The organism is Microbacterium sp. Nx66, assembly GCF_904066215.1.
GTDB classification, from domain to species: domain Bacteria; phylum Actinomycetota; class Actinomycetes; order Actinomycetales; family Microbacteriaceae; genus Microbacterium; species Microbacterium meiriae.
In genome coordinates this window covers 248,375-262,320 of sequence record NZ_LR880474.1, presented here as the reverse complement: position 1 = coordinate 262,320, position 13,946 = coordinate 248,375, and the positions used below count along the sequence as shown (strand labels likewise).

The 13,946-nt window shown below is 66.5% G+C and carries 3 protein-coding genes; all 3 read left to right on the top strand.

Features of this window, described 5'->3' with window-relative positions; all coding sequences use genetic code 11:
* Nucleotides 1–19 precede the first annotated feature (19 nt).
* Nucleotides 20–2,869 carry a helicase-related protein gene (locus MICNX66_RS01200; protein WP_232089154.1) on the top strand — a complete coding sequence of 950 codons (2,850 nt, stop codon included), beginning with the start codon at nt 20–22 and terminating at the stop codon, nt 2,867–2,869.
* A 403-nt stretch (nt 2,870–3,272) separates the two neighbouring features.
* A complete protein-coding gene (locus MICNX66_RS01195) occupies nt 3,273–7,568 on the top strand; it encodes an Eco57I restriction-modification methylase domain-containing protein (protein WP_232089153.1) in 4,296 nt (1,431 codons plus the stop codon).
* Entirely contained in the window at nt 7,565–13,945 is a 6,381-nt protein-coding gene (locus tag MICNX66_RS01190) for a DEAD/DEAH box helicase (RefSeq protein WP_187662982.1), read from the top strand. Before MICNX66_RS01195 ends, MICNX66_RS01190 begins: the two co-directional genes overlap by 4 nt.
* Nucleotide 13,946: the final 1 nt, after the last annotated feature.

The following is a 13,946-nucleotide window of genomic DNA, read 5'->3' as shown; positions in this document are numbered from 1 at the left end:
TCAGGGGAGGGACGAAGTCGTGCAGACATCGCAGTCGGATGCCGCTCAGAGCGCTCTCAACGTGGCCTCCGGCTCGATCGTCACCGTCCGCGACGCGGACTGGCTCGTGACCAAGGTCGATCCGACGCAGGACGGCCTGCTGGTCGAGGTGACCGGCATCTCCGAGCTCGTACGTGACACTCGCGCCGCGTTCTACGAGGGCCTCGACGACATCGTGCCGCTCGATCCGCGAGCGGCACGGCTGCGGTCCGACTCGTCTCCCGGGCATCGAAGCACCCGCCTCTGGCTCGAATCCACGCTGCGTCGCGCTCCGCTGCCGCTCGGCGACGGGAGCCTCTCGGTGTCGACGCGGATGCTCACCGACACCCTCGGCTATCAGCGCAGTGCCGTGCGCAAGGCTCTGAGTTCGGAACAGCTTCGCCCTCGCGTCCTCCTCGCCGACACGGTGGGCCTCGGCAAGACGATCGAGATCGGAATGATCCTCTCCGAGCTCGTGCGTCGCGGACGCGGAGAGCGCATCCTCATCGTCACCCCGAAGCACGTGCTCGAGCAGATGCAGTTCGAGATGTGGACCCGTTTCGCACTGCCGTTCGTCCGCCTCGACTCCGTCGGCATCCAGCGGGTGCGCCAGAAGCTGCCGGCCACCCGCAACCCGTTCAGCCTCTACAAGCGCGTGATCATCTCGGTCGACACCCTCAAGCAGGAGCGCTACCTCAATCATCTGCGCCGACAACAGTGGGATGCCGTCGTCATCGACGAGTCGCACAACCTCACCGGCGCCACCAAGAACAATGCCCTCGCCCGCGTGCTCGCCCCGAACACCGAAGCCCTGATCCTCGCATCGGCGACGCCGCACAACGGCCGTAAGGAATCGTTCGCCGAGCTCATCCGCCTTCTCGAGCCGACCGCCGTCTCGCCGGACGGTGATGTGGATCCTCGGGCACTCGATCGCCTCGTGATCCGCCGGCACCGCTATTCCGACGAGGTCAAACGTGAGGTCGGTGACCAGTGGGCGGAGCGCAAGGAGCTGCAGCATCTGGTCGTCGCCGCGTCGCCTGCGGAGGACGCCGTCGCCGACGAGCTCGCCGAGGTCTGGCTCTATCCGCAGGTGAGTAGCCCATACTCAGGGGACAACAAGGGACTCTTCCCCTGGACGCTGGCGAAGGCGTACCTGTCGAGCCCACCGGCTCTGCTCGAGTCCGTGCGCAACCGCATCCGCACCCTCGGCGACTCGCGCACTCTCGAGCAAGATCGAGAGATCGAGGCGCTCAGGCGACTGGAAACTCTGGCGAAGGACAGCACCGAGGGCGAGTCGGCGAAGCTGATGAGACTCGTCGCGTACCTCAAGCAGATCGGCATCGCGCGTAGTTCGGCCGAACGAGTGGTCATCTTCTCGGAGCGAGTCGCGACCCTCCACTGGTTGCAACACCGCCTCCGCGACGAGCTCAAGCTCAAGGAGGAGCAGGTCGAGATCCTGCACGGTGGCCTGTCCGATGTCGAACAGCAGGCCGTGGTCGAGTCGTTCAAGCAGTCGTCGTCACCGATCCGTGTGCTGATCACCGGCGACATCGCGTCGGAGGGTGTGAACCTGCACTCGCAGTGCCATGAACTGGTCCACTTCGACATCCCCTGGAGCCTCATCCGCATCGAACAGCGCAACGGCCGCATCGACCGGTACGGTCAGCAGCACCCACCGCAGATCACCACCCTGCTGCTGAGCCCGTCGAATCAGCGTTTCTCCGGCGATATGCGGGTGCTGCAGCGCCTCGTCGAGCGCGAGAACGAGGCCCACGGCGCGCTCGGTGATGCAGCCGTCCTCATGGGGGCGTACAGTGTCGCCGCCGAAGAGAAGGCGATCGAGCAGGCGCTGATGAAGGGCAACTCGCTCGATGACGTCGTTCCGGGGATCGCTGATGTCTCGGTCGAGTCCGACGACCCGTGGCGGGCATTCCTGCAGGGATACACCGAGTCGATCCCTGCCGTGGTGTCCGCCACCGTCGACGACGGCGGCACCACCGGGCTCTTCGAATCGGATGCCGACTACCTGCAGTCCGCCCTGCACGAGGTGTTCGAGACACCCGCGGAGAACCTCGGCGCGGGCGGCGTGGACTGGAAGGTCCACTCCGGGTACGGCATGGTCGAACTGAGCCCGACCGACGACCTCAAGCAACGACTGACTGTCCTGCCGCAGAGCTACCTGCAGGAGCGCAAGGTGCTCGGCGACATGAAGCTCGCGACCACGGAGACCCGGGCCAAGGCCTCGCTGAAGGACGCGCGTGACGACACCGCGGAGCGCCAGAGCCTGTGGCCGGACACGCATTACCTCGGGCCGTTGCATCCCGTGCTCGACTGGGCGGGTGATCGCGTGCTCGCGAAGCTCGGTAGGAACGAGGTCTACGTCGTGCGCGGTGACGTACCGATGCCGACCGTGCTGCTGCTCGGCACTCTCAGCAACGCCCGAGGTCAGGTGATCGCGACCAGCTTCGTGACCGTCGCGGGCGGCATGATCCACCCCTACGCGAGTGCCGGAGAGGCCCTCGCAGACCTCGGCATCACTTCGGCCCAGACCAATCCGGGCGCGATCGACGACGTCGAGGCGCTGCAGGATCTCATCCCGCGGGCGGTGGACCGAGCTGTGGCGCATCTCGAGGTGACCACCGAGGCCGCGGCGGCAGACGCACGCCGGCGGGTCGACGAATGGTCCCAGCGCGTGGAGTCGTGGATCGAGACGTCGGGTGACCTCGTCCAGCGAGCGGACCTCAAGGGTCGGCGCTCCGCGGTGAAGGACGAGGAACTCACAGCGCGTTCGATGCTCCCGTCGCGGCATCTCGCCCGACCCCTGCTCGTCGTCGTTCCTGAGGAGGCCTGAGATGGCATCGGATGCGTTCATCGTCGGCGAGGACTGGATCAGCGAGCACTACTTCAACACCGAGTCTGCGAAGCAGTCTTTCCAGGGCCGTGTCATCGCGCGCCGCAAGGATTGGGACGAGCGCGAGAGCGCAGGAGAGAAGACGCCGCGATCACGCATCGCGGCGGCCGGAGGCGCACTCACGGCGCTGCTCTCCGCGGTCGACACGGATGCCGACGACGATGCGGCGATCGAGGTCGATGCCGACCGCCATCGCAGCGAGGTACTGGCACCCCTCGCCGCTGCCCTCGGCTACGAGGACGCTCGTTGGCGCCGCGAGACGAACGGGCCGGTCACCCTGCTCGCGCCGAAGGACGCCACCGAGGTGTCGGCCGCGCTTGTCTTCGCTCGCCCCGTCGCCGACGTGGTCGACCTGCTGTCGAAGAACCGGCCGACCCTGCTCGAGCCGTTCCTGCCGGACGATGAGACCGGCGAGGTCCTGTCGGCGGCGCGAGCTCTCTCGTGGTTGTTCACCAGTGATGACGCTCCCGCGTTCGCTGTTGTGCTCAGCGGCGCGAAGGCGCTCGTCGTCGAGCGCGAGCGCTGGGCCGAGGGGCGCTACCTCGCCGTAGATCTTCAGCTCGTGCTCGACCGCAACGAGGTGAAGAAGCGAGGTGGCGAGTTCGATCGCGCCGTCGCCGTACTCGCCGCCGAATCCGTCTCACCCGATGTCGACGGCACCACGTGGTGGGCCGAGACGCTCGAAGACTCGGTCAAGCACACCGTCGGCGTCTCCAAGGACCTCCGCGACGGTGTGCGGGAATCGATCGAGATCGTCGCCAACGAGGTCGTGCGCCGCCGCGCAGCTCAGGGACTCGACCCGTTGCCCGCGAGCGAGGCGAACACGCTTGCCCGACAGTCGCTGAGATATCTCTACCGCGTGCTGTTCCTGCTGTTCGCCGAGGCGTCGCCCGAACTGCGCGTGCTTCCCGTCGGTGCACCCGAGTACGCCCTGGGGTACGGCCTCGACCGGCTCCGCGAACTCGTTCTCGTCGAGCTCGGCGAGGAATCCCGACACCGCACTCATCTGCACGAATCGCTCGACACCCTGTTCCGCCTGGTCGACGTCGGCCATGGGAAGGCTGCCCCTGCCGATGGGGCTGAGCTCCCCGAGGGGCTCGAGTTCCACCCGCTGAGTGCAGATCTGTTCCGACGCGAGTCGGTCGCCCTGATCGATGCGGTGAAACTCGGCGACGGGGCACTGCAGCGCGTGCTCTCACTGCTGTTGCTCACGCGCGAGGAGCGGACGAAGAACGGTGGGGACCGGGGTTTCATCTCGTACGCCGACCTCGGAATCAACCAGCTCGGCGCCGTGTATGAGGGCCTGATGTCGTACAGCGGCTTCTTCGCTGAGACCGACCTGTTCGAGGTGGCGAAGGACGGCGACTCGTCGAAGGGCTCGTGGGTCGTGCCCGTCGAACGCGCGCACGACATCGCCAAGCAGCACTTCGTGATGACCGAGGACCCGATCACTCACGAGCGGGTACAGCGACGATATCGAGGCGGCGAGTTCGTCTTCCGCCTGTCGGGCCGTGAACGCCAGACGTCGGCCTCGTATTACTCCCCCGAAGTCCTGACGAAGTTCGTGGTCGGTCAGGCGCTCGAAGAGCTGCTCGATCAGGACGGTCACACCACGTCGGCCGAAGAGATCCTGAGCCTGACTGTGTGCGAGCCCGCGCTCGGCTCGGGCGCGTTCGCCATCGAGGCGGTGCGCCAACTCGCCGACGAGTACCTCAGCCGTCGCGAGCAGGAAGTCGGTGAACGCATTGACCCCGACGAGCGTCCGCGTGAGCTGCAGAAGGTCAAGGCCGCGATCGCTCTGCACCAGGTGTACGGGGTCGACTTGAACGCGACCGCCGTCGAGCTCGCCGAGATATCCCTCTGGCTCGACACTATGGTCGACGGGCTTCAAGCGCCGTGGTTCGGCCTCCGGCTGCGGCGGGGCAACTCGCTCATCGGTGCCCGGCGAGCGGTGTACTCGCAGAAGCAGGTCATCGACAAGGCGTGGTTGAAGGACACCCCGACCGACGTACCCGTCTCGACTCTCGTCGACGACATGCGCGACGGTCGGATCGGGAGCGCGACTTCAGGCAAGATCCATCACTTCCTCCTGCCCGCCGAGGGCTGGGGTTCCGCAGTCGACGCGAAGGAAACCAGGGACCTCGCACCCGAGGCACACTCCACACTTCGCGAGTGGCGCAAGGCGACCCGCGCGAAGCCGTCGAAGAGGCAGCTCGAGCGACTGGTCGGCCTCGGGCATCGGGTCGAGGCGCTGTGGCAATTCACGCTGCGCCGCCTCGAGATCGCCGAGCGACAGGTCTCTCGCGAGCTGACTCTCTGGAACGATCCTCGACCGCCACGCGAGGGTGACGAAGCAGTCGTCGGCCGCGCCGAGGTCGAGGCGTTCCTGAATGACGACAGCGGGGCGTACCGGCGTCTGAGAAGAGTGATGGACGCGTGGTGCGCCCTGTGGTTCTGGCCGCTCACCGACGACCTCACGCAGGGGACCCCACCTCCGAACCTCGACGAGTGGCTTGACGGGGTCACCGCACTCATCGGCGGCCACTCGCGCGCAACTGCACGGAAGGCGGGTGAGGGAGCCCAGCAGTTCGGCCTGCCGACAGGGTGGGATGACCTCGCCGAAGCCGAGAAGGACGACCTCGACTGGTCGAGCGCACTCGATGTCGAGGACGCTCTGATAAGTCATCCATGGCTTCGGGTCACCGAGCGCATCGCCGAAGCGAACGGCTTCTTTCACTGGGAGCTCGACTTCGCGGGAGTCTTCGCACAGGGCGGCTTCGATCTGCAGGTAGGGAATCCGCCATGGGTTCGGCCTCGGTCTGACGTAGATGCCCTGATGGCGGAAGGAGACCCGTGGTGGCAGTTGGCAGTCAAGCCGACCCAGGCAGAGGTCAAGGCCAAACGCGCGCAGACGCTCGCCATCGAAGGAATCCGCGACCTTGTTGTCGACGGCACCGCCGATGTCGCGTGCACTGCCGCGTTCGTCGGTTCTCCGATCCTCTATCCGCACCTGGCCGGTCTGCAGCCGGATCTCTACCGATGCTTCATGGAGCTGACCTGGTCTCATCTCAGTCCCACGGGGGCTGTAGCTCTGATCCACCCGGAGAGCCACTTCACGGACGAGAAGGCGGGCTACCTACGCCAAGCGACGTATGAGCATTTGCGGCGTCATTGGCAATTCATGAACGAGCTGGTGCTGTTCGAGATTGATCACCATGTCTCGTACGGCGTGCATGTGTACGGCGCTGCACAGAAACCGCAGTTCAGCATGGCGACGAACCTGTACCACCCGGAGACGGTAGTCGGATCCCTTCGACACAATGGCGATGGGCCGGAACCAGGGATCAAGAACGTCGACGGCAAGTGGGATCTCAGTGCCCACAGCGGCCGCATCACGATCGTCGATGACGACGTTCTGCGGTCATGGCATGGACTTCTGGAAGACGAATCCACGCCGATCCGGAGAACGCGGATGGTCTACGCGGTCAACCGAGCAACTGCGGCTGTGTTGGCAAAGCTCGCCGACGCTCCCCGACTCGGCTCGCTGGGGCTCGAGTTCTCCGCCGGCTGGCACGAGAAGAACGACCGCACGAAGGGATACTTCGACGTGGAATGGGGCGAGGTGGAATCCTGGGATCAGGCGATCCTGCAGGGTCCGCACCTCTTCGTCAGCAACCCGTTCTACAAGTCCCCGAATTCGACGATGCTCCACAACCTGGACTGGTCGCCGATCGACCTGGAGACGCTCGCGCCGAACGCGATGCCCGTCACCTCCTACAAGCCGGCCAAACCGCGCGCCGAGTACGACGCCGCCTACACGCATTGGGGCCCCGACCGTGTTCCTGCCCGCGACCACTACCGCATCGCGTGGCGACGCATGGCAGCCAACACTGGCGAACGAACTTTGATCCCGGCGATCATCCCCCCAGGTACAACGCACGTCGATGGAGTCTCGTCAATCGCAATTCCATCGGATACGCCGCGCAATCTTCTCGTCGCCGCGGGAAGTATCGCTTCACTAATCGTTGATGTGACTATTCGCACGACGCCGAAGGGGGATATTCGAGAACCCGCAGTGCGACGCCTTCCTTGGTCCTCGGGGGCTCTCGACTCGGAGTTAGCCTTGCGCTCCGCTCGGCTCAACGCGTCCACCAGCACTTTCAACGCTCTCTGGCGGCATTCGTTTGATGAAACATGGACTAAAGACTCGTGGGCCGGAGGACTCAGTTACCACGGCCGACCTCCCCTGGCAGTTCACTCGACGACCTGGACCCCTGACATTCCCCTCCGCAGAGCGTCAGACCGCCGCCAAGCGCAGGTCGAGATCGATGCCATCGTCGCTCTCTCGCTCGGCATCACGGTCGACGAACTCTGCACGATCTATCGCACCCAGTTCGCGGTGCTCTTCGGCTACGACCGCAACGTCTACTTCTACGACGCCAACGGACGACTCGTCCCGAACGAGGTGCTTAAGGTCTGGCGACAGAAGGGCGAGACGATCTCACAGGAGGAGCGCACCGCGACGAATGCGTCGGGTAACACCTATGAGTACGAGTTGCCGTTCGTCACGCTCGACCGTGAGGCCGACATGCGTCAGGCGTACGCGCACTTCGAGAAGATCCTGCAGGAGCGGTCGTGAGTGAACTGCTTCCCTCGCGTGAGGCGGTGCAGATCCGCGAGGCTCTGACCGACTACCTCACGACCACCTTCGCGCTGTCGGACGTCGACGCACAGCGGTCACTCACCGAGTTCCTCACCGACCCCGAAGCAGGCATCTTCCGCGGGCCGTTCGTCCGTGCACGCATCCCGTTCCGCACGGCGGACGACGGATGGCGCGAGACACTCGACTGGTACGAGGGGCACACGCCCTACGGTCACCAGGCCGACGCATTTCGTCGTCTCAGCAGCTCGAACCTCGGCGATCAGCCCGACGGATCGGTCAAGGCACACCCCCTTCCGACGCTCGTCGTCACCGGTACCGGCTCGGGGAAGACCGAGGCGTTCCTGTATCCGATCCTCGACCATGTGCTGCGGGCGAAGGCCGCGGGTGCCGACGGCGTGAAGGCCCTGATCCTCTATCCGATGAACGCCTTGGCGAACGACCAGGCGCGACGTATCGCCGAGATGATCCGCGAACACGATGCCCTCAAGGGCGTGCGCGCGGCGCTGTACACCGGCGAGCAGGCGGGAGCGAAGCGCACTCGCGTCACCGACGACGGTCTCATCAACCACCGCGAGACGATCCGCGACGATCCGCCCGACATCCTGCTCACCAACTACAAGATGCTCGACCAGGTGCTGCTGCGTCCGGCCGACCGGCCGCTCGTCGAGGCGATGGCGCAGGGCCTGCAGCACCTGGTTCTCGACGAGTTTCACACCTACGACGGCGCGCAGGGCACCGACGTCGCGATGTTGCTGCGACGACTCGGGCTCGCACTGCGCCGCTCTCGCGGCGGTGCGCGCCCGCTCGATCCCTCGTTCGAGGCATATGCCCTGGGCGACGTGACACCGATCGCGACCAGCGCGACTCTGGGCGACGACGGCGATCCGTCGGGCATGGTCGCGTTCGCCGAGACCGTGTTCGGCCGACCGTTCGCCCCAGAGAGCGTCGTCACCGAGACCCGCCAGTCGGCACGCCAGTGGATCCAGAACGCCCGCGCCGCCGGCCGGGTTCCGACGACCGCGGCGGCAGGTATCAACAACGCCATGGCCACCGCCATCGCTGAGGCCGAGATCGCCGAGGACGCATCCTCGGCAGAGGTCGCCGCGATCGTGCTCGATCACCTGTACCCGGCATCGACCGATCCCGACGCGCCGTCTGAGTCCGTCGAATGGGGGAAACTGTCGAGCGAGGATCTCCTGGCGAGTGTCGCTGCCCACCCTCTGATCCACTCCATCGCGCGGATCGCGGATAAGGCCATCTCGATCGACGATCTCGCTGAGCAGCTGCTGCCGCGCGGTCTCGGTACCGACGAGACGTTCGAGTCGCGGCGCGATCTGCGACGCACCTTCCTTACCCGTGTGTTCGCGATGCTCAGCCATGTGCGCGCACGAGTCGGTCGCGCAGCACTGTCGATCGATATCAACCTGTGGGTTCGTGAACTGACTCGCATCGATCGGGCAGCCTCCCCCATCGTGCGTTTCTCCTGGTCGGATGACGGACCGAGCGATGCCCTGCTCGACGAAGGCGAGTTCGCCGTGTTTCCTGCGATCTACTGCCGACACTGCGGACGCAGCGGCTGGGGCGTAGAGCTCGCACCGACCGGCAACGACCTGTCGGCCGATGACGAGAGCATCCGTCGCAACCACGCCTCCCGCGAGACGCGCAGTCGCTTCAGGGCGCTGCTTCATGCTCCGGGCGAAGCCGAGTTCCTCGAGGCCGGTACCCCGGTCGCGGGCCTGGCCTGGTTCGATCCCGAACTGCGTCGGGTGTCAGCGACGATCCCCGAAGACGAGGACGGCACGGCTGTCCACCTGCCCGTCCTGACTCTGACCGGCGACGACGCGAGCGACGACTCTCGCGACGACGTGTGCCCGGCGTGTCAGCGCCGCGACGGCATCCGCTTCCTCGGGTCGGCCATGGCGACGATGCTCAGCGTGATCGTGACCACGCTCTTCGGCGATGCCCAGCTCGACCGTGCGGAGAAGAAGGCGCTGATCTTCACCGATAGCGTGCAGGACGCCGCGCACCGGGCCGGATTCGTGCAGAGCCGCGCACACGTGTTCGCGCTGCGCAACGCCATCCGGCAGGCAGTCGGTGATCAGCCCGCTCCGCTCGACGAGATCGTCATCCGCATGGTGCAGCAGGCAGGCGACGACCGCGACGCCCGGTATCGCCTCGTGGCCCCAGAGCTCGTGGAGCGCGAGGACTTCGCGCCGTTCTGGTCGAGCGACACCCTGCGCCAGGTGCCGACCCAGGTGCGCACCCGCATCAACCGACGTCTGCTGTTCGACGTGGCGATGGAGTTCGGCCTGCACTCCCGCGTCGGACGTACGCTCGAACTCACCGGCAGCCTCGCGGCCGGCGTCGATGCGTCCGACGCGAAGCTCGAAGCGCTCGGCGGCAAAGTGCTGGTCGATGGAGGCTCCGAGACCCTCGACGGACTGTCGGCGGCTGACGCAGAGCCGGCGATCGTGCTGCGCTGGGTGCGCGGTGTGCTGGAACGCATGCGCGAGCGCGGTGCTGTCGAACACGAGTGGTTCTCAAAGTACATCGCAGAAGACGGTCGGCGATGGAACGTCTGGGGTGGACGGCCTCGCGGGCCCGGGATGCCTGCGTTTCCACCCGGACGCGAAGCGCCGGCCTTCCCGCGCGTAGGCCCCAATGCGCCAGCCGGGACGGACGGTCACCGTACACACCTCGACGTCGTGTCGTCGTCGCAGAGCTGGTTCGCAGCGTGGGCACGCAAGACGCTCTCGGTCACGGCGGCCGAAGGATCGACTCTCACCGCAGCCCTCCTGGCCTCGTTGGCACAGGACGGGTTGCTGCACGCGATGAGCATCGCGACCGGCTCAGCGACCGTCTACGCCATCCCGCCGGCATCCGTGATCGTCGCGCCGGTGACCGACACCGAGCTCGCCGATGGCCGCACCCGTCTCGTCTGCGACGTCTGCCAGAACCCGATCACGGGGCTCCCCCTCGCAGTGGCGGCTCTGCGCGACGGGCCGTGCATGTCGGCACGATGCCCCGGCAGTCTGCGCACGGCGCAGACCGGTCAGAACTATTACCGCGGCCTGTACGGCGAGGGGCAGATGCGGCGCGTCGTCGCCCGCGAGCACACCGGCCTCCTCGACGACGATCTGAGATTGTCGTACGAGAACGCATTCAAGTCCTCGGACGAAGACCCGTCCGCACCGAACGTGCTGGTGGCCACCCCGACGCTCGAGATGGGCATCGACATCGGCGACCTGTCGACCGTGATGCTCGCGGGCCTGCCACGAACCGTGGCCTCGTACCTGCAGCGCGTCGGCCGCGCCGGACGCCTCACAGGCAACGCTCTGTCGATCGCCACCGTCACCGGTCGGGGCGATCAGCTGCCCCGCATGGGCGACCCGCTGTCGGTCATCAACGGTGCAGTCCGTCCGCCGGCCACCTATCTCGATGCTCAGGAGATCGTGCAGCGCCAGTACATCGCATCGCTGCTCGACCGACGCACCGGCGCCGGGTTGCTGACGCAGTCCGACACGCACGACGTGTTGGCGTCCAGCGAGCGGGGCACACTTCTCGGTGATCTGATCGCCGACGCGGACGGCCATCACGAGCAGTACGTCGAGAAGTTCCTCGCGGCCCTGCCCGGGATCGAACCGACGACGGCAGACCGGCTCCGTGCGTTCGCCACGCCCGTCGGCGATGACGGCACCTCGCCGCTTGCCGACACGGTGCGCGATGCCGTGCAGCGCTGGAACAAGCAGATCGAAGCCCTGGCCTTCCGTCGCAAGGAGATCGCCGACGCGATCCCTGATCTGGAGGCAGCCGCGGAACTGGGTCTCGAGCCGGACGCCGACGAGGCGCTGCGCACCGCGCAGATCACCCACCGCATGCTGGGCCGTCAGCTCAGCGAGCTGCACAGCGACCACTGGGTCGCCTCGCTCGAGCGCTTCGGACTGCTGCCGAACTACACCCTGCTCGACGATTCCGTGACGCTCGACGCGGCCATCTCGTGGGTCGACCCGGAGACCGGGAGCTGGCAGGAGGATCCGGTGAGCTACCGGCGCGGAGCCTCGGTCGCGATCCAGGAGCTCGCACCGGGCGCCTTCTTCTACGCCCAGGGCCTGGAGATCGAGATCGACGCCGTCGACCTCGGCCCCGGTGGCGAGGCCGTTCAGGAATGGACGTTCTGCTCGCGATGCGGCCACGGTCGCAACCTCGCGACGGGCGACGCCGTGAACACCTGTCCGCGGTGCGGCGCGAAGGGGCTGAACGACGTCGCCCAGCGACTCCGGGTGGTCGAACTCGACACGGTGTCGGCCATCGCGCGCCGCGACGAGGCATCGATCAACGACCGCAGCGACGAGCGTCGACGAACGCGATTCACCGTCCAGGTCGCCGCAGATCTCGACCCGGCGGGCGTGGCCAGGCGTTGGTTCGACGACGAGACGCATTTCGGTGTCACCTATGCTCGCGACCTGACGATCCGGTGGCTCAACCTCGGACGTCAGAGCGCTGGCGGCGAGGCACGGATCATCGCCGGACGGGAGCATTACGCTCCGCTGTTCCGTGTGTGTGACACGTGCGGCAAGCAGGACTCGCAGTCGGGCGGCAACCGCCCGAGCGATCACCGTTCTTGGTGCGCACGCCGGCGGGAGACCCGGGAGCACACCATTCCTCTCGCGCTGAGCCGCACACTCGTCACGCAGGGCACGTTCCTGCGACTCCCGATCGGGATCACGCTCGGCGACTCGCTCGCCGTGCCGAGCCTGGCGGCCGCGCTGATGCGCGGTCTGCGCGAGATGATGGGCGGCGACCCCGATCACCTTCGCGTCATCTCGACGGTCGAGCCCGTCGGCGACGACACCACCGCGGAATCCCTGCTCGTGCACGACGCGGTGCCGGGAGGCACCGGCTATCTCGCCGAACTCGCCGATCCTGACCGCATGTTCGAGCTGCTGTCGACTGCATGGGGGATCGTCCGCGACTGCGAGTGCCGCGGCGAGCAGCGCGCCGCCTGCCACCGATGCCTGTTACCGTATGCGGGCGGGAACACCAGCATCGTCTCGCGGGCAAGCGCCGAGCAGGCGCTCGCGAAGCTGCTGCGCGTGGGAGACGACGGTGAACCCCACTCCTTCGTGCCGGTCGAACAGGACCCGGGAGTCGTGCTCGATGAACCTGTGATCGAACAGTTGTTCCGCAAGCGCTTCATCGAACGAGCTAAGAAGCTCGGCGGAACCGTCAAGGAGAAGCCCGGCGACTGGGGCAATAAGGTCCAGATCAGCTTCCCGGGCGACTCGCGCATCTGGAAGCTGAGTCCGCAGGTGTCGCTCGGGTTCACGAAGCCCGACTTCGTCCTGGAGCAGCACGGAGGCGGAGCCGAGCCGATCGCGATCTACACCGACGGGAAGGCATTCCACGCCAGCATCCTGCACAACAAGCTCGCCGAAGATGCCGAGAAGCGCACCCTCGCCCGCAACGGCGGACACCGGGTGCTCGCCGTGACATGGGCCGATCTGCAGGATGATGACGCACTCCCCCGCGACTGGATCGATCCCGGTTTCGCCGAGCAGGTCGCACCGATGTACCAACTGCCTCTGGGGCAGCTCGACCGACTCCACGCCGATCCGTTGACGACGCTCATGGAGTGGATGCAAGACCCTGCAGGTGAGGCGAAGCGGCGCGACAAGATCGCTCGCGCTCTCCCCATGATGACGAGGAGCGCCGGCACAGTGGCACCCGGCGTCACGCCCGTGGAAGCCGCAGCCGCGACCTTGCGCGGGACAGCCGATTCGCCTTCCGACGACGCGATGAGATGGGTCGTGGATCGCGGTGCTCTCGTCTATGCGACTCGAGTGGGCGACCGGGGCGTATCGGAGTTCGCCCTGATCATCGACGACCGCGACGCCGCTGTCGGCGCCGAAGGATTCGCGGACGCATGGCGGCTCTGGTTGCATCTGTCGAACGTGATCGGTTGGCGACAAGACCTCAGCGGTGTTGAGATTCTTGCGCTTTCGCAGGTCGCTGATGCGGCAACCGACACAGTCGCGAACAGCCCGCTCGGGCGCGTCGACCTCACGCTCACGGACGTCAGCATCGAGTGGAAGACCCTCGCCGAGGGTGCGACCTCGTCCGAGAAGGCGCTGATCGCCGAACTCGCCGCCGCCCCCGGCATCCCGATTCCGAGGATGGGACTCGAGCTGGGCGACGGCATCCCGTTCTCTTTCGTCTGGGAGGATGAGCGCGTCGCGACCGCCTGGGGTCTGAACGATGACGATCGAAAGACACTCGCCTCACTCGGATGGACAACGGTGGAGCCCGAGGCGGATGCGGTCCTGAGCGCTCTCGCCACTGCAGGAAGGAACTGAC